Genomic DNA, 16,695 nt, shown 5'->3' with positions numbered 1-16,695 from the left:
ATGCCGGATCAACCAAGGCGGCCGCGTACGCTTGGCGATGCCAGGACCGAAGCTGAGGCGGCGTTCAAGAAGGTGACGGCCAAGGCCGCCGTGGCGCCGCCCAAGCAAATCGCCGTTCCCGGCATCAAGGAGCAGGTCACGCTGCGTATCGACCAGGACGTGCTGGAATTCTTCCAGGAGGGCGGGCCGGGCTGGCAGGACCGCATCAACGACGCGCTGCGGAAGGCCGCGGGGAAGTAGGCACCGCAGCCCAGCAGCGGACCCTCATCCTGAGGAGCTTGCGCGGCAAGCGTCTCGACGGATGAAGGCCCCGCTGCTGCATCCGGGCCTTGATCCTTCGAGACGCGCTCCATGGCGCGCTCCTCGGGATGAGGAACTCGCAACGAAAAAGCCCGGCCTGAGCCGGGCTTTTGCTTTGATTGGCTTCGCGCCTCAGCGGCGGAACATGCCGCCCATCATGCCGCCGACGACGCCACCCACGAAAGCCGCGCCGGCAGCGTCGCCTGGGTTGCTGCGCTGGGGAGCGGGTGCCGGCGCACTGCTGGGTGCCGGGGCGCTGGCGCGCCGAGCCGCCTTCTGGCTGTTATCGCCGGCGGTCGGCGGTGCAGCCACGATCTCCGAGAGCAGGGCCTTGTGCTGGTGCTTATTGAGGTAGCCGGAGGAAGGATAACCGCGCGCGGCCTGCCAGCGCTTGAGCACGGCGCGGGTCTCATCGCTGAACACGCCGGTCTGCTTGGTGTCGAAGCCGAGGCCGGTGAGGCGACGCTGCACGTCGCGGCGCTGGTTCTTGTCGAGGCCGATCTGGTCCTCGGTGAGCTGAGTGGCCTCGTCGGTAAAGGTCGCGGGATCGACGCCAGCAGTGAGCGTGCGGGTCGCGGTCGAGGGGCCGCTCTTGATCGCAGCAAGGCGTGCCAGCGCCAGCGCCTTGAACTGACCGTTCGGATAGGCGGCAAGATAAGCGTTGAGCTCTTCCGGCTTGTTGGATTCCTTTACCGAGCGCCAATATTCGAGCTCGACGCCGTCCGAGCCGCCGCCGGTCGCCATTGGCACGCTGCCAGCCGCGGTCGGAGCCGCGTTGGCGACCTGGGTCGTCGGGGCCTGGTTGAGATAGACGGAGCCGGTCAGGTTGGTGTGGCCCCAGGGCAGCTGGCCTTTGCGGGTCTCTTCATTGACCTGGGCGCGCACCGACGTCATCGCCTGCTGGATCTCGACGCCGGGCTTGGTGATGTTGTCGATCAGCGCGCGGGTGAACGGGCTGTTGTTGCCCTCTTGACCGTCGAGGGCGGTCTGGCCAGGACCGGTGGCGAACGCGATCAGCGTGCCTTCGCCGGACTTCATCTCGGCGAGACCGCTCTGGACGTTGACGCTGCGGGTCGCCGAGTTCGACTTGATCTTGGCGGCGAACGGATTGTCGCGGCAGGCATCGAGGAAGACGAGCTTGACCTTGGCATCGCCCATGGTCTGCTCGAGCGTGAGGTCGATGTTGATTGCCGCCCCCAGCTTGACGTCCATCTCCGACTTGATGTCGGCGTCGACAGGCAGGAGATAGTTGGTGCCGCTGACGGCGATGCCGTGGCCGGCATAATAGAACAGCGCGATGTCGGAGCCTTGCGCCTTGCGGCCGAAGTCGAGCAGCTTCTCCGTCATCTGGTCGCGGCTGAGATTGGATCCTTCGATCACCTCGAAGCCGACATTGCGCAGCGTCGCCGCCATCGCCTTGGCGTCGATCGGCGGGTTCGGTAATTGCGCGACGTTCTTGTAGTTGCCGTTGCCGACGACGAAGGCGACGCGGCGGTCGGCCTTCGCGGCACTGATCGACAGGGCCATGCACATCAGCGAAGCGAGGAGGGTGAAATAGCGCATCTGAGATCCCCAACAGAATCGAATTGCAGGCAGCAACAAATTGGCAACGAACCTACACGAAGTGCCCGACTCCGCGCCACCAAAACGGCAGTAAGTCGCGTCCAAACCGCTGCTGTGTGGCCGAATGTGCACGATGGGAATGCTTCCCAAACGTGATCCAAATCACACGGCCACTTCGTTTTGTCGCGCAAGGCAGCGCGAGGTTCACTGCGCGCGGGCGGGAACGGGCGGAGCCGGCTTCAAATTCAGGAGATTGCCGCACAGGATCAGCGCGGCGCCGAGGACCGTCCAGGCATCGAGCCGCTCGGAATATAGCAGCCAGCCAGCCGTCGCGGTCAGTGGAACCCGAAGGAAGTCCATGGGGACCACGATCGTCGCGTCCGCATAGCGCATCGCGCTGGCGAGGCAATAGTGTGAAAACGTGCCGCAGACGGCGATCACGCCGACCCAGGCCCAGACATGGGCCGATGGCCAAGTCCAGACAAACAGCGTCGGAGCGAAGCCTGCGACCGACTGCACCACCAGCATCCAGAACAGGATCGACAGCGCGCTGTCGGTGCGCGTCAGGGATTTAACCAGCGCCATTGACACGCCAAATCCGACGGCAGCGCCGAGCGCGATCAGCTGCCCCGGGTTGATCTCGCCAGCGGCGGGACGGACGATGACGATCACACCGGCAAGGCCGAGCACGATGGCCGCAATCCTCCACGGCGTCATGCGTTCGGACAGGAAGCTCGCCGCCAGGATCGCCGTCCAGATCGGCATGGTGAACTCGATCGCGACCACCTGGCCGATCGGGATCAGCGTCAGTGCAAAGAACCAGCCAAGCTGAGCGACATAGTGCACCAGGTTGCGACCGATATGTTGCGGCAGGCGTGACGTCTTGAGCACCTTGAAGCCGCCCGCGCGGTAGATGATCGGCGCGAGCAGCACGAAGCCGAGCAGCGACCTCACTTCCATGATTTGAAAAACGTTCAGCTCGCGCGTGGCTTCGCGCCCGGCAACCGCCATCACCAACATTAGCGACAGCCAGCCGGCCATCCACAGTGCGGCCATCGTTTTTGACGGTGTCGTGCTCATTGGGGCAGATGCTGGAGAATGGAATGTTGAAAGGACGGCCGGTATCAGCGACATCGCCGCCGTTTGCAACGGCCAAATCTGCGGATGCAGCGATGCAGGTCGGCGTGCTAAGGCGTCAGCGAACAACGAGAAAATCGGGAGGTCTTTGCTCATGCGTATCTTGCAGCCGGCCGAGTGGAAAAAACCGCGCGGCTTTTCCCATGGCGTCCTGGTCGACGGGCCGGGGCGTTGGGTGGTGCTGGCCGGGCAGACCGGCGGCGATGAGAGCGGCAACTACGCGCCCGACATGGCGGCGCAGGTTGCGACAGCGCTGAAGCGGATCATCAAGCTCCTGGGCGAAGCCGGCGCGGGCCCCGAGCACATCGTCCGCCTGACGTGGTACCTGACCAGCCGCAGCGAGTATGAGGCCGCCGGAGCCGGCATTGGCGCGGCCTGGAAGGAAACGCTTGGACGCAACTTCCCACCCTCGACGCTGCTTTACATCGGCGGTCTCGTGGACGAGCGGGCCAAGGTCGAGATCGAGGTCACGGCGTTCGTGCCGCAGGCATAAAAAAAATCGACCCGGCGAGGTCGCCGGGTCGACTGTCTTAACGTGCTATCTCAGCGCGACATCGAGATGTTGGCGCCGCGGAACTGGCTGTCGGCGCGCATCGTGACGGTCTGCTTGTTGCCGTTCGTCTTCAGCGCGATATTGGCGTTGAAGCCGGCGGCAGAGGCGACCACTTCGAAGTTTCCGCCGCCGCCGCGGCCCTGGAGCGAGCCGCTGATATTGCGGCTGGCCTCGGACCAGCTGCCGGTGATGGCGCTGCCCTCTGACTTGACGCTGGCCCCGAGATTGAACTTATAAGCGTCGCTGGCGCAGGTCAGCGACATTTCCATGGTCGGGCCGATCGGGGTGTACTTGGCCCGGCAGCGGATCCGCTCGGTCGAGCCATCATCGAGGATGACGGTACCGCCGCCGCTCCAGGTGCCTGCCATCGGGGCAAACGGGCCGGCCTGGGCTTGGCTTTCAGTGTGGGCGATGCTCGCCGCAAACAAAATGGCGGCCGCGATCAGCAGCCGCCGGACTCTGGCGCGAGCCTCAATTGGTTTACTGTCGCGATGCTTCCCACCGCCCGCTGCATGGTATGCCTGCAGATGCTCCATTCCACTTCCCCGATCCGGCGTTGCCGTTGAGTTGACCGTTGGCATATGCACCATTGATCGAAACTTTCACAAGTCCCTCACGACCGATGGTGCCGGAAACGTTAGCGCCGGGCGCGGTGATCTTGCCGTCGGCAACCGTTAGCATGGAGCTCGCGGTCGGTTCGCAGGAGCCGCTCTTGGTCACGATCGTGACCTGCCAGTTGCCGTCATAAGGGCTCTGGGCAAAGGCGGGAGCGGCGAGGGTGCCGGCGAAAACTGAAGCGGCACAGAACACCGCAATGCGACCAAAACGCATGAATTCCGTCCTTGAATTTGTCTGATATGCTGACGCTTATTCGGACCAAATGTGACGGAAGTTTGGTGCAATGCCAAACCGAAAATTGTTCCTGTGGAAACAATGGTTTATTTGAGTCTTGGTGCTCCGATTTCCGCTGCAAAATCAAAGCGGACCCGCGTTAAGGGTAAATGTCAGGAGAGACTCGGCGCCGAGGTCGCGAACTGCTCGTCCTGAACTTTGGCCGGCAGCGCCTTGTGGACCTTGGCATAATCGATCACATCGGCCAGCAGCTTGAGGCCGAGGGGCGCAAGCGCGCGTTCCCAGAGCTCCCGCGCCGTCTCGCCCTTCTTGACGAAGCACCAGTCCTGGGCGGCGATGGCGCCCGCGTCCATGCGGTCGGCGAGGTGGTAGATCGTGCCGCCGGCGATCGGATCGCCTTCCTTGATGGTCCATTCCACGGCGGCCTTGCCGCGGTGGCGCGGCAATAGCGAAGGGTGATAGCCGATCCCGCCCAGCTTGGCGGCGGCAAGCGCGTCCCTGCCGATGCGGGCGTGGCTGTGCGCCGTGATGATCAGATCGGTATCGGAGGCAATCTCGGAGGCCACCACCAGCTTAGGATTGGCCTGGACCACCACCTCGATGCCGGCCGCCTTGGCGGTCGCGGCGAGGCGATCCTCGGCATCGGCCACCACGACCCGCGCGATCGAGACGCCGTGCTCCCGGAGCATGTTCAGGGTGGTCACGCCGAAATGGCGGGAGCCGACGAGGGTAATGCGCATGGGTATCCGATCCGTCTCGCAGCTGCGTTATCCCCCGATAACACGTCCGGACATCCTGTCACCACCCAGGCCGCGTTTGCGCGGGTTATCAACAATGCACCGGGTGAGGGCGCGATGAACTCAGCGATTGTGCAGCCACCAGCGTTGCCGTGGTGCCACGGTCGGATGGGAAATGTGGGCAAGCCGGCTCTTGTGTTTCGCTGTAGACAGAAGAGATCTTCGGTCTGCCGTAAGAGCATGCACAAACCGGGGCTGGCGACATTTCAACCCGCATCCGTTTTCAACCCGGCTTGGCCGCTGGCGTGATCGCCAGCGGCTTTTTCATACCGCGCGTCGCGAAATCATCTGATGGTAATACGTTATCAACCAGCTTGGCGTATCGACGAATCCGTCGCGGATTTGTATTGCGTACCGCGACCGAGAATGTCCCGCCGGCGCAGGTGCGCCGCGCCGGCCTTTTCGCCGGGACCGATCTCATGCCGAGCGCGATTGAGCAGATCGTCGACATCTATGTCCGACTGAAGAACCGACGCGGCCTTGACGAGCTGATGATGCACAGGCAGCGGCTCGCGGTCGATCTGAAGAGCAGGTCGGGCTATGATTTCAGCCTGCCCATCGGTCAGATCGACGAGGAGATCGCAATGATCGAAGCGGGCCTCAGCCGGCTTAAGGCGGGCGATTCCAACACGGCCGGCACGAGCCAACCGACCTGATCCGTTCAGTCGCGCCGGCCGCCGTCGATCACCGTGAACAGCGGCCGCGCCGGAGTCGGCTCGACCAGGAGCTCTTCCACCAGTGCGGTTGCCGCATCGACATATTTGCGCGTCGGCTTGTCGAGCGGGCGCTTGGCCTCGTCGTCGAGTGCGACTTTTGCGGCCTCGACCAGCTTGCGCATGCGCGCCGCATGATCATCGCCCGCCGTCAGCGTCGCGCGTGCCAGCGAACGCAGCACGAACAGCTCGCCCTCGAGGCGGAGCAGACGGTCGTTGAGCCTGGTGAGGACGGCGTTGAGGTCGGCCATGGCGGATGTTCGGCGCGGAGGATCTGTCCTGATCTAGCGGCGATCGGTGAACGGAGTCCAAACACCCTTGGCGCAATTCAGTCGATCCTCGGCTACGAATTTCGCTGCCGCTGCGTCCAGACACGATCGTTCGATCGGTCAGGGAATGCGGCGGCTCAGCCGATCATCCAGCTCCGGACCAGCGCCGTCCGAACACCGGGGGCTTTGATTTCACCGCTTCCCAGCCGAAGAAATGATGCTTGCCCGACCAGCTATGCACCACGCTGCTACAGATGCTGCATTTGAAGCTGCCGGCATGCGCTTCGTCATGTCGCTCCCTTGTCGCGGCGTAGGTCATGCTGCAACCCCGGCAGGTGAATTCTTCGATCGTCCAGATGCTATTGGCCATTGCACAGAATGTCTTTGGGGACCTCAACCCATGGTAGCCCACGGGCTTTTGCAGCGGCGTAAACTGGCCCAGGGAAATCCGGTTAATGGATGTTAGCCACGCTTGCCCGCAAGTCCCGATCAATGCGCATCTGCACGCGCCTGATGGCGAGCAGCGGCAGCTTGCCTTGCACGCGCCCGGAGCGGACCCTGTCGCCGATCGCATAGGCATAGCGCCAGTAGCCCGGCGCGGCATTCCGCTTCAGCGAATAGTGGACGCCGCGGTGAATCCCCGCATGTGCATCAGGCTCTCTGGGACCGGCCGTCATCGTCCTCAAAATGCCGGTAGGTCCGATGCGTTCCTAGTCAGCGGATGTTCCGGGAACCGGTCGCCTTGACGCCCGGCTTGTTGCTGGCAATAACGGCTAGGGCGCCGCAAGTTGCGTTCATGTCGCAAGGAAAGCATTAGCCGTGAAAAGTCTCCGTCAGCTCCTGACGGGTGAGGATATCATCCAGCTCGTGATCCGGCTCGGCCTGCTCGCCCTGCTGATCATCTGGACCTTCCTGATCATCCGCCCGTTCGTGCCGATCCTGGCCTGGAGCGGCGTGCTCGCGGTCGCGTTCTATCCGGCCTTCAGCTTGGTCGCGAAGATCCTCGGCGGCAGGCCGAAAACCGCGGCAGCGATCCTGACGCTGATCACGCTCGGCATCGTCATCGGCCCTGCGACCTGGCTCGGCCTCAGCGCCGTGGACGGTGTGCGGGAGCTGGCGCACCAGCTCGGCACCGGCGATCTGGCGCTCCAATCGGCGCCGGAGCAGCTCAAATCGTGGCCGCTGGTCGGTCCGTGGCTCTATGACCTCTGGGACCAGGCCTACACCAACATCCGCGCAGTGCTGCGCGAGGTGGCGCCTTATCTCCAGCCGCTGGCGGGACCGCTGTTGTCGCTCGCGGGCGATGCGGGCCTCGGCACGGCCCAATTCCTGCTGTCGGTGTTCGTTGCCGGCTTCCTGTTTCCGCACGGCCCGCGGCTAGTTGCAGCCGGCCGCAGCTTCCTGTTTCGAATCGTGCCCGAGCAGAGCGAGCATTTCCTGGAGCTTGCGGGCGCGACCATCCGCGCCGTGGCGCAAGGCGTGATCGGCGTCGCAGTGGTGCAGGCGCTGCTCGCCGGCTTCGGCTTCAAGCTCGCGGCAGTGCCCAGCGCCGGCCTTCTCGCCTTCATTGTGCTGCTGCTCTCGATCGTGCAGATCGGCGCCTTCCTCGTGCTGCTGCCGGTGATCATCTGGATCTGGACCGCCAAGGACGTCACCACGGCGCTGCTGCTCACCGTGTTTCTCGTCCTGGTCGGCTTCATCGACACCATGCTGAAGCCGCTCGTCATGGGGCGCGGCCTGACCACGCCGACTATCGTGATTTTCGTCGGCGTGATCGGCGGCACGCTCGCCCATGGCATCGTCGGCCTGTTCATCGGTCCGATCATCCTGTCGGTGGCGTGGGAGATGATGATGGCCTGGATCCGGACCGAGGACCGGACGGAGGCGGGCAAGGGCTGACCTGGCGCCCGCCGGCGCGATCGCCCCGCCGCGACTCACTAGGAGCCAACGGCTCCGCGGCCTCTGATCAAGATGCGTCCCGAACTTGTCTATCCGACTAGACAAGTTACGATCTGGACGATTCTGGGTCTCGATCTACGGCAGTGATGGCGAAGTCTTCCAAGCTGGTTGCCGCCAGGCGCGGCAAGGTATTGTTGGTCAGGCGCCGGTCGGACGGCCTCTGGATGTTCCCGGGCGGGCGCAAGCGCGCGCGCGAATCCGAGAAGGACTGCTTGCGGCGGGAGATCAAGGAGGAGCTGCCCAAGCTGAAGCTCGGCCGGATCAGTCTCTGGAAGGAAGTGAAGGCCAGGAACAAGCGCTCCGGCCGCAAGATGAGCGATGCGATCTTCATCGCCAAGGACGCCAAGGGCAGGCTGGCGATCGGCGACAAGAAGGAGATCGACCGCGCGGCCTGGCAGAAGCCCCGCGGCATCCGCCTGACGCCGACCTCACGTTACATCCGCGACCGCCTGTTTCCGAGAAAGTCGCGGCGGTAAGCTAATCCTCTCGCCCCGCAGGTCGTGTCCGCGCGGCGGATGACCTCGAGCGGGCTGCTCGCGACTCCGGCGCAGCGAGCCTGATCACCTCGGCCTCGCGCTGCTCCTTGCGGGCCTTGCGCGCATTGCGCATCGCGCGCTTGATGAAGGGGTGTTGGGAGTCCTCCGCGAAGAACAGCACCACCTCGCAGCTCGGACATTGCCTGGAATAGCCGTCCTGCAACCGGCCGGCGCGATCGCGAAACACATCCTTGCAGCGTGTGCACTGAATCTGGACGAAACTCATGCGCGATCATCTATTGAAAGTGAATGTTCAGGTGATCTCAAATATCTGAAGAAAGCTTGAAGGGCCTTCGCGAGTTGGCCGACGCGCTTTGTCACAGCCGATGCGGGTAAGGGGGCCGGTGCTCGCAGAATGCGCGCAGCCGTCATCGCGCCGCCGCAGCGGCCCGACCGATCAAGTGGCTCGATCAGCGCTATTGCTTGGCCGCCATGGTGTCCAGACAACGGTTGAGATAGGCGGTGCGATCCCTCGGCAGCACCTTCTCGAGATCCGCGTTCATTGCGCATTCGCGCTGCCGCAGCTGCTCGGCCCGGCGCTTCTCGGCCGCCTCCCGATACTCGGGGGCAACCTTGCTTGGGTCGACCAGCGCCTGTGAGCGTGCAGGAGCCGTCGCAAGCAGTGCGATGGCCGCAATGAAAATGAATGGTTTCAAAATGCGCCTCCGTAAAAGCGGGCGTCCTAGCTCGCGTTGTGCGCGCGCTCAAATCGGAAGATGCGGTACTCCGATCCGGAGCAATTGGGCGTTGAATGCACCGGTCCGCGCCGATCGATATCTTGCCCGCCGCTTTGGAACGACTCCGCCTGCTGAGCGTAGAATCCAGGCTCTCGGCCCATCCCCAACCCCAAAAGCCCCCGGGCCTGAGAGAAAACCTTCCCCACAAAGGTTGGCGACCTCGGTTTCCCCGAGGTCGTTTGATTTGGATGCCGCAAGGGGTGTGAACCAGTTCACAAACGCCCGGCGGAATCGCTGCTATGAGGACGTCATTGCTTAACCGATTCATTTTGAACGAAACGCCCCAGCGTGGCTCCAAGCGCTGGGGTTTTTTCGTGCCTGCTGGATCCGTAGGCGTTCTACATCGCATTGACTTTCGCATCGAGAGCAGGGCCGCATTCACGCGTCGGAACGGAGCCAGTTCCGATCTGCCGGGGCCGATCAGCGGCCAAATTGCCGGGATCACGATGACGCCCCCGACGTTGCCCATCAGCGTGCGTTCGCAGGGCAAATCCCATATGCATAGCGGCAAGCAGCCGAATCGAGATGCGAGCGGCTCGCGTGCAGTTGCCGGCGGTTGACGACCAGAGACGGATTCAAGTGAGGCTTTCCAGAAACGCGCGGGCGACCAAAAAGTCGCCGAAGAAGAGCAAGCGGGCGCAGCGCGCAACGATCTCGTCTTCCTCGCCCCTCGGTATGATGGCTCTGCATCTGCTGGCACAATGGAAGCAGTCCGGACGCAGCGGTCTGGTTTTTCTTGCCGAGAGTGAGAACCGGGCGGAGCGGCTGGGCAGCGTCATCCACGCGCTCGACCCTTCCTGCGAGGTCCTGGTGTTTCCGCGATTGAACACCTTGCCGTTCGATCAGTTGGAGCCGTCCCACGAACTCGCGGGGCGCAGAGCCTCGGTCCTGAGGCGCCTCGCAAGATCCAAGAAGCCGCTCTTTCTGGTTTCAACGGCGGAAGCCGTGATGGAGCGCCTGCCGCCGCCCGCCAACCTGTCGCGCTTGAGCGTGAGCTTGAAGGTGGGCGGCGCGTTTTCCGAGCAGGACCTTGAGGCGCGCCTCCAAGCCCTGGGATACGATCTCGAGGACGAGCCCGACTATCCGGGCGGGGCGCTGTTTCACGGCCAGACCTTCGAGATATTTCCCGCCGGCGCGCTGGGACCATTCCGGATCGAGCATTCGGATCGCGCGATCAGGCGGATCGTGGCGTTCGATCCGAAAGAGCACGACATCATCTTCGAGACCAGCGAGCTTCTGGTCGATCCCATGTCGGAGCGGCTTGGCTTTGCCGGCAAGCGCGGCAAGCGCGCGAGCCTGCTCGACTATTGCGGACGTGCCAAATGGATCGCCGATGCAGGGGTCCCATTGCACGCCAGCGCGTGGCTGAGCACGATCGAGGAAGCCGCGCCCCGTGCGGAGCGGGAGCGCGAATATCTGGGCCGAGGTGACTGGAAACGGCTCGCCAAGGGCATGAAAGTGCTGCCGCGGACGGCGCCTTTCCAAACTACGCCGGAGTTTTCGAAACTGACATCCGCAAGGAAAGCACTTCGGGCCTTCGTCGAGGAGACGCGGCGAGCCGGTTCGCGCCTGATCCTCGTCGCCGCGCAGGAGGACGATCTGCGCGTGATGGAGCGGATGAGCGGCGTCAAGGCGCAGCGCTGTGAGGACTGGGACGAGGCGACGAGTGGGCGCAACGGCGAGACGGCGCTGCTGGCTGATCTGGATGCCGGCTTCGTCCTGCCGGGGAAAAAGCCTCTTGCCGTGGTCACGGCCTCCGACGTGCTCGGCAGCCGGGCGCATCATCCGCAGCCGATGGCGCGCGCCTGGAGCGCGGCCTTCGATCATCCGGACGTGCCGGAGCAGGGCACGGTGGTCGTCCATCTCCAGCGCGGCCTTGCCGTGCTCGATGGCTTGCAGACGGTGAACACGGGCGGTGGCGCAATGCGCGAGATGATCCGCCTCAAGTTCGCGGGCGACAATGCGGTGCTCGTGCCGCCGCCCGATCTCGCTTTGATCTGGCCTTACGCAACCGAACTCGGCAAGCTGGCGCTCGACAAGGCGGACGGCAGCACGTGGTGGGCGCGCCGCACTGAGGCGGAGCGCGAAATCCAGATCGCGGGCAAGGTGCTGGCCAAGCACATCAGCCAGCGCCGCCGGCGGCGTGCCGAAAAGCTGGTTCCGCCGGGATCGGCCTACGAGAAATTCGTGGCCCGTTTCCCGTATTTCACCACGAGCGACCAGGCCAAGGCGATCGCCGACGTGCTGGACGATCTCGCGTCCGGTCACCCGATGGACCGTGTGATCTGCGGCGACGTCGGCTTTGGCAAGACCGAGGTGGCGCTGCGCGCGGCGGCCGCCGTGGTGCTGTCGGGCAAGCAGGTGGCGATCGCGGTGCCGACGACCGTGCTGGCCCGGCAGCATGTCGCGACGTTCCGGAAGCGCTTTGCGCCGTTCGGCATCGAGGTGGGCAACCTGTCGCGCGCGACGTCAGGCGCGGAGCTGCGCGAGACCAAGGAGGGACTGCGCAGCGGCCGGATCAAGGTCGTGATCGGCACGCAGGCGCTCATTGGCAAGGACGTGAAGTTCGATGATCTCGGCCTCGTCATCATCGACGAGGAGCAGCATTTCGGTGCCGCCGAAAAGGCAAAGCTCTCCGGCCTTGCCAAGAATGTACATGTGCTCATGATGAGCGCGACGCCGATCCCGCGGACGCTGGCCGCCGGTCTTGCCGGTTTCCGCGATCTCAGCGTGATCGCTTCGCCACCGGTTCACCGGCTGCCGGTCGCAACCAGAATCGCACCGCTGTCGGATGCTGCCATTGCCAACGCATTGCTGCGCGAGCAGCGGCGCCACGGCCAGAGCTTTCTGATCTGTCCGCGCATTCAGGATCTCGATCCGATGCTGGCGCGGGTGCAAGCGGTGGCGCCGGATCTCCGCATCGTGTGTCTGCACGGCAGGCTGGCGGCCGACGAGATCGACGACCGCATGATGAGCTTCGTCGAGGGCAGGGCTGACGTCCTGCTCGCGACCAATATCGTCGAGAGCGGCCTCGACATTCCCCGTGCGAACACCATCGTGGTGTGCTGGCCGGAGAAGTTCGGCCTTGCGCAGCTGCACCAGCTGCGCGGGCGGGTCGGCCGCAGCGGCATCCGCGCCTTCGCCCATTTGCTGACGGAGACGGAGTCCGGGCAATCCGAGAAGCGCCTGGCAGTGCTCGAGGAGTTCAGTCGGCCCGGCGCCGGCTTTGCCATCAGCGAGCGCGACCTCGATCTGCGAGGCGCGGGGGACCTGTTCTCGGAGCAGCAATCCGGCCACGTGCAGGTGTTCGGGCCCGTGCTCTACAGTCACCTGCTGAAAATGGCCTCGGAGAAAGTCGATGAGGGGCGGGCCCCGGTGTGGGTGCCCGACCTCAATTTGCCGGTCGGGGACATGCTTCCTGACAGCTACGTGCAGTCCGAGCCGGTGCGCCTCGAGCTCTATGCACGTGCAGCACGATGCAATGACGAAGACGACCTCGACGACCTCGAGGAGGAAACCTCGCGCCGGTTCGGCCCCTTGCCGAACGTCGCGCGCGACTTCTTCGGCGCAGCTCGGCTCAGGATCGAATGCAAGCGCAGAGGCATCATCCGCCTCGACGTCGGCCCCGGGGCTGTCGCCGCGACATTCCTGCCCGGGCGCTTGCGGAAGTCGCGGGGAAAGTCGCTGCAGCGCGACGGCGATCGCGTCGTCTATCACAGCCCGATGCGCGATGCGCCATTCGAGCGGCTTGAGGAGTTGTTCGAGGTGCTGGACGAGGGGTAAGGGGCGCTTGCGCCTTCGTCAGCACGTGCACCGGAAGCAGGGCAGGCAGGCACGCGGTCTGTCGGCATCGTCCTTCGACCGCAGCTTGACGTCATCTTCAGCGGGTATCCGAGCAGAGTTGCTGGATGAAGGTTGAGGCGCTGCCAAATCTGCGAAAACAACCCCATGCACAGTAGCTAAGTGCTGCCGGCACAACGTTTTCTGTATTCGACGCAAAGGTCGTTTGACGCGTCGGGCAAAACAATGGCATTCTGCCATCTTCGGAAAATCCGCCGCGAGGCATTTGGGTCATTCCTCGATACACCCCGTATTCAGCCGGACTGGCTGAGCATGTCAGCCGCCCAAGCCGCTAACGTGGAATTAATCCGAAACGCCCACAATCTTAGGCACTTGTGTATGGGTGCTGCGTAAAGGAGGCGTCGCGAGGACGTTCCGGGAGCGGCTTCCTTTTGCTCGCTCATTGGGGTCAATGCACGTGACCATGATTTTCGAAACGCAAGGCTTCGTCGAAGAGCTCGACCCTGCAGCACTTGCAGCGGCAGTCACCGCACCCGCAGGGCCAGAAGCTCCAGCGCCGGTCAAGCGGTCCAGCCGCAAGTCGGTCCTGGCACTGTCGGTGTGTGCCTTGGCCATCAACGGCTCGGCGGCCATCTATACGTTGCCGTTTGAGTTTTCGTCGCTGAATGTCGGCAGCTTGGCTGAACTGCTTCCGCGCCAGGAAGCTTCGGCGCCAAAAACCGATTCGGTTGTCGCTGCTCTGAAGGACATTCAGTCCGCCCAACAGCAACAGGCTGCCTTGCTGAAGGAGAACAATGATTCCGTGCAGCAAAATGCAGCTTTGCTGCAGCAGGATTCGATGGTGCTGCTTTCTCTGCGACAGAGCATCACGGACGAACGGGTCGATGTGAGAAAGATATCTTCGCAGCTTTCCACGCTGATCGCGAAGGTCGACTCGCTGCAAAGTGCAATGATGTCGGACATAACCTCCTCCATTCCACGAGGGCACGCCCGCAATCGGCTGGCGATGCGCAAACGGATGGTTCGGGAAGCGAAGCCTGTCGGGCCTGTTTCGGTTGGTGGAGCTCCGCTGAGTACGCCGGCTACGACGCCGGCTCCGGAAAGCTGAAGCATCTTATTCAGCAGCCTAACCGGCGAACGCAGGGTGCTGTAGGTCTTGGGTGGCTCACCCTCTGACTTCTTCTGAAATTGGATGTTGCCCTTCTTTGCGATTGGAAGGCGAGCGGTGGCTAGCGCAACGGCCATCAGTTGCTGGACCTCGACCTCCAGCCGTATTCCTGATGCGGGATCGTGGCGGTGATGTCGGCCTCTTTGTCCGCTGAGAGGCGCCAGGCCGCCACCCCGAAGCACAGGGTCAGGATCAGGGCTGTCGCAAGCAGAAGCATAGAAACGAAATGGCTCACGCGCGTTCACCACAGTTTGAAACTACAGAGAGCGAACACGAGACACCGATTCGGAAAATACAGACGCGCTGACCTAAAGCCTGGTTTCCACAGCTAGTCATACCGGGCCAAAGGCGCTCACGATCCCGATCGTGATCGGGACCAACGCGACGATTGTCCATAAGGCGGGCGAGCTGGAGGATAGGCCGGCGAAAAAGATCAAGAGACCGAAGCCAACGAGGGCCGCCGAGATAGCATAGGCGAGTGCTTTTTCCACCGTTCGATCCACAAGGAATACGGGCTGGATTGCGCCTCTAGGACTCGTTAGCGGTCGAAACGTTCCTATGCCCGAATATCTGGATCAGCGGTGCATCAGCATCTTTGATCCGTTGACGGGAGGCATTGGCAAAGGCGCTGGTCGACTTGCTGCTCTACATGGAAGAACTTCAGCACGCAGCCGCAGGAGGTGGTGGGTCGAGCGCTCGCACTCGAGCTGATCCAGACCGTGCGGCTGTCGCTGAGGATGATCGCCAAATACAGGAAGAGCAAATGAAGCGCCGGCGGCCGAACCCACGGGAGGCGCGACCGGCAGCGGCTGATGACGCACCACCGACGGCTAAAAGGGTGAAACAATCAGGGCGCGGGACTTCGGTCCCGCGCTTTCAATTTGGAGGTCAGAGGTGGACGAGGCTCACGAAGACGATGTTGAGCAGAAACTGGTGCAGCACGAAATCGTCGAGCCCACGCTTTTTGTGACCGATGAAGAAATGATCCGCCGGCTCGGCGTGCCGCGGAAGGCAGCGCGCGCAGCGATCTTCATGCTCGACAACGACTTATCGAAGGGCTTCCCCCAAGGGTCACCGTGTGGGGCAAGCGTCGCTATTGGCCGGCGGTGAAGGCGTGGTTTGATCGGCAGTACGGCGGGCGTTCCTGCGAAGTCCCCTTGGCCTCGGCGAGCGGGCCGGTCGCTGACAGGGGCCCGCCGGTTCACGCTCGGCGGGCTTCCTAATAATAGCGATAGTAGCGGCGTCGGGGGCGGCGATCGTAGTAGTCGTCCTCGCCGTAGTAGCCCTGTCGGCCCTGCTGAAACTGCGGGGGTACCGTTCCGTTTGGGTAGCATTGCCCATCTCGGATATCGACGTCGGCGCCGTGGCCGCAGGGCACCGGATATCTGCGATAGCCGTAGCCACCCCCGCGATTATAGTAGTGCCTCGCAGCCTGTTCCTGAGGAGGAAGGTACCCGTTCGGGTAGCACATGCCGTCACGGGCGCTCACGTCCCAGCCGTGGCCGCACGGCGGGGGATGCACCGGGACCCCATATTGCACTTGATGAACCTGCGGCGGCGCTCCTCTATCTATCGGGCGCTACTTGGCTCAATTGGAGAGCCACAATTGCAATCGCGGTAATCATCAGATTTCCTCTCAGTCAGCAGTATATATGCTTCTGAGCCGGCTGAATGATCACTGAACGATCCACACTGCGGCTATCCGCCTACAATGCACCGCTGAACCTTTGACCGCCGGCCGGTCACCGGAGTCTGATCGCGCACATGGGGCATCAACCCATCGACGAGCTCGCGCGCATGGAGTGCATCTGCCAAGAGTTGGCAGGTCAGGCGACCAAGCTGATCATGGCAAACAATTATCGCGCCGAGATCTTCGGCCGCGAGCGGAGCAATCGATTTGCCAACACGGTGCCCACAAAAAGCTTTTTCGGTTGGCTGATATGTCGGGCTAAGTCATTGATCTTACTTGGTGAGCGCGCTGGGGCTCGAACCCAGGACCCCGTGATTAAAAGTCACGTGCTCTACCGGCTGAGCTACGCGCTCCCATGGCCGCTGATGGCATTGACGAGATCGCCATCACGTTCGGACATTTAGAAAAGCATGTCTTGCCGCACCGCCGAAGTTCGCGTTGCGGGGAAAACCGGCTGTTTCCGGATCATGCTTTCGGCCCGCGCTGTGTAGGGGGAGTGGCTGCGGAGGTCAATAGTGGGGATGGGTGCCGAAAGTCTTGGCAGGAGCGGGGATTTGCTCGGGCAATCCGCAGCTTGAGCGGGATTTTCGACGCAATTGGCGGGCCGCCGTCCACGCTGA

The 16,695-nt window shown here is 63.2% G+C and carries 20 protein-coding genes and 1 tRNA gene; 8 read left to right on the top strand and 13 right to left on the bottom strand.

Going from position 1 to position 16,695, the window contains the following annotated elements; all coding sequences use genetic code 11:
• Entirely contained in the window at window positions 1-240 is a 240-nt protein-coding gene (locus IVA98_RS05055; RefSeq protein ID WP_247295180.1) for a BrnA antitoxin family protein, read from the top strand.
• A gap of 192 nt (window positions 241-432) precedes the next feature.
• On the opposite strand, the gene IVA98_RS05050 is transcribed toward IVA98_RS05055, so the two are convergent.
• On the bottom strand, window positions 433-1,863 hold the full coding sequence (locus IVA98_RS05050; RefSeq protein ID WP_247295178.1) for a caspase family protein: 1,431 nt from the start codon (window positions 1,861-1,863) through the stop codon (window positions 433-435).
• Between the two features lie 204 nt (window positions 1,864-2,067).
• Window positions 2,068-2,943: a DMT family transporter gene (locus IVA98_RS05045; RefSeq protein ID WP_247295176.1), complete on the bottom strand. Its 876-nt coding sequence runs from the start codon at window positions 2,941-2,943 to the stop codon at window positions 2,068-2,070.
• 151 nt (window positions 2,944-3,094) lie between these two features.
• On the opposite strand from IVA98_RS05045, the gene IVA98_RS05040 reads away from it, so the two are divergent.
• Window positions 3,095-3,493, top strand: a complete 399-nt coding sequence (locus tag IVA98_RS05040; protein ID WP_247295174.1) for a RidA family protein — start codon at window positions 3,095-3,097, stop codon at window positions 3,491-3,493.
• A 50-nt stretch (window positions 3,494-3,543) separates the two neighbouring features.
• On the opposite strand, the gene IVA98_RS05035 is transcribed toward IVA98_RS05040, so the two are convergent.
• The 3 genes from IVA98_RS05035 to IVA98_RS05025 all read right to left on the bottom strand — a co-directional run bounded on the left by IVA98_RS05035 (window position 3,544) and on the right by IVA98_RS05025 (window position 5,145).
• On the bottom strand, window positions 3,544-4,089 hold the full coding sequence (locus IVA98_RS05035; RefSeq protein WP_247295172.1) for a hypothetical protein: 546 nt from the start codon (window positions 4,087-4,089) through the stop codon (window positions 3,544-3,546).
• Window positions 4,034-4,384 (bottom strand): hypothetical protein, encoded by a 351-nt coding sequence (locus IVA98_RS05030; RefSeq protein WP_212432599.1) that lies wholly within the window; start codon window positions 4,382-4,384, stop codon window positions 4,034-4,036. The genes IVA98_RS05035 and IVA98_RS05030 overlap by 56 nt, the downstream gene beginning before the upstream one ends.
• Before the next feature lie 173 nt (window positions 4,385-4,557).
• Window positions 4,558-5,145 (bottom strand): formyltransferase family protein, encoded by a 588-nt coding sequence (locus IVA98_RS05025; RefSeq protein ID WP_247295169.1) that lies wholly within the window; start codon window positions 5,143-5,145, stop codon window positions 4,558-4,560.
• Window positions 5,146-5,621: 476 nt separating this feature from the next.
• Between IVA98_RS05025 and IVA98_RS05020 the strand changes: the two genes are divergently transcribed.
• On the top strand, window positions 5,622-5,858 hold the full coding sequence (locus tag IVA98_RS05020; protein ID WP_247295414.1) for a hypothetical protein: 237 nt from the start codon (window positions 5,622-5,624) through the stop codon (window positions 5,856-5,858).
• 5 nt (window positions 5,859-5,863) lie between these two features.
• Here IVA98_RS05020 and IVA98_RS05015 read toward each other — a convergent pair whose 3' ends face one another.
• The 3 genes from IVA98_RS05015 to IVA98_RS05005 form a co-directional block, all read right to left on the bottom strand.
• Window positions 5,864-6,166, bottom strand: a complete 303-nt coding sequence (locus IVA98_RS05015) for a hypothetical protein (RefSeq protein ID WP_027575377.1) — start codon at window positions 6,164-6,166, stop codon at window positions 5,864-5,866.
• A 163-nt stretch (window positions 6,167-6,329) separates the two neighbouring features.
• Window positions 6,330-6,554 (bottom strand): hypothetical protein, encoded by a 225-nt coding sequence (locus IVA98_RS05010; RefSeq protein WP_247295166.1) that lies wholly within the window; start codon window positions 6,552-6,554, stop codon window positions 6,330-6,332.
• An 82-nt stretch (window positions 6,555-6,636) separates the two neighbouring features.
• Complete coding sequence (locus tag IVA98_RS05005) at window positions 6,637-6,861, bottom strand: hypothetical protein (RefSeq protein ID WP_247295163.1); 225 nt, start codon at window positions 6,859-6,861, stop codon at window positions 6,637-6,639.
• A gap of 142 nt (window positions 6,862-7,003) precedes the next feature.
• Here IVA98_RS05005 and IVA98_RS05000 point away from each other — a divergent pair, with 142 nt between their 5' ends.
• Together IVA98_RS05000 and IVA98_RS04995 are read left to right on the top strand one after the other, a co-directional pair.
• Window positions 7,004-8,083, top strand: coding sequence for an AI-2E family transporter (locus IVA98_RS05000; protein ID WP_247295162.1), 1,080 nt, complete (start codon window positions 7,004-7,006; stop codon window positions 8,081-8,083).
• A gap of 146 nt (window positions 8,084-8,229) precedes the next feature.
• Window positions 8,230-8,619, top strand: coding sequence for an NUDIX hydrolase (locus IVA98_RS04995; RefSeq protein ID WP_247279874.1), 390 nt, complete (start codon window positions 8,230-8,232; stop codon window positions 8,617-8,619).
• 1 nt (window position 8,620) lies between these two features.
• On the opposite strand, the gene IVA98_RS04990 is transcribed toward IVA98_RS04995, so the two are convergent.
• Both IVA98_RS04990 and IVA98_RS04985 read right to left on the bottom strand, forming a co-directional pair.
• A complete protein-coding gene (locus tag IVA98_RS04990) occupies window positions 8,621-8,905 on the bottom strand; it encodes a Zn-ribbon domain-containing protein (protein WP_247295161.1) in 285 nt (94 codons plus the stop codon).
• 190 nt (window positions 8,906-9,095) lie between these two features.
• The gene (locus IVA98_RS04985) at window positions 9,096-9,335 is read right to left on the bottom strand and encodes a hypothetical protein (RefSeq protein ID WP_247295160.1); all 240 of its coding nucleotides are present in this window, start codon (window positions 9,333-9,335) and stop codon (window positions 9,096-9,098) included.
• 756 nt (window positions 9,336-10,091) lie between these two features.
• On the opposite strand from IVA98_RS04985, the gene IVA98_RS04980 reads away from it, so the two are divergent.
• Window positions 10,092-13,199, top strand: coding sequence for a DEAD/DEAH box helicase (locus IVA98_RS04980; protein WP_346657686.1), 3,108 nt, complete (start codon window positions 10,092-10,094; stop codon window positions 13,197-13,199).
• Between the two features lie 469 nt (window positions 13,200-13,668).
• Window positions 13,669-14,325, top strand: coding sequence for a hypothetical protein (locus IVA98_RS04975; protein WP_247295158.1), 657 nt, complete (start codon window positions 13,669-13,671; stop codon window positions 14,323-14,325).
• A gap of 136 nt (window positions 14,326-14,461) precedes the next feature.
• Here the strand turns inward: IVA98_RS04975 and IVA98_RS04970 are convergent, their stop codons facing one another.
• Window positions 14,462-14,620: a hypothetical protein gene (locus IVA98_RS04970; RefSeq protein ID WP_247354347.1), complete on the bottom strand. Its 159-nt coding sequence runs from the start codon at window positions 14,618-14,620 to the stop codon at window positions 14,462-14,464.
• A 659-nt stretch (window positions 14,621-15,279) separates the two neighbouring features.
• Here IVA98_RS04970 and IVA98_RS04965 point away from each other — a divergent pair.
• Complete coding sequence (locus tag IVA98_RS04965; RefSeq protein ID WP_247295157.1) at window positions 15,280-15,495, top strand: hypothetical protein; 216 nt, start codon at window positions 15,280-15,282, stop codon at window positions 15,493-15,495.
• 109 nt (window positions 15,496-15,604) lie between these two features.
• Here IVA98_RS04965 and IVA98_RS04960 read toward each other — a convergent pair whose 3' ends face one another.
• Together IVA98_RS04960 and IVA98_RS04955 are read right to left on the bottom strand one after the other, a co-directional pair.
• Window positions 15,605-15,925 (bottom strand): hypothetical protein, encoded by a 321-nt coding sequence (locus IVA98_RS04960; RefSeq protein WP_247295156.1) that lies wholly within the window; start codon window positions 15,923-15,925, stop codon window positions 15,605-15,607.
• Between the two features lie 427 nt (window positions 15,926-16,352).
• Window positions 16,353-16,428 (bottom strand) — tRNA-Lys (locus IVA98_RS04955).
• Window positions 16,429-16,695 lie beyond the last annotated feature (267 nt).

It is taken from the genome of Bradyrhizobium sp. 160, from assembly GCF_023073735.1.
Lineage (GTDB): Bacteria > Pseudomonadota > Alphaproteobacteria > Rhizobiales > Xanthobacteraceae > Bradyrhizobium.
Note: the sequence above shows the minus strand (reverse complement) of the source record. Positions and strands in the feature narration are given on the sequence as shown.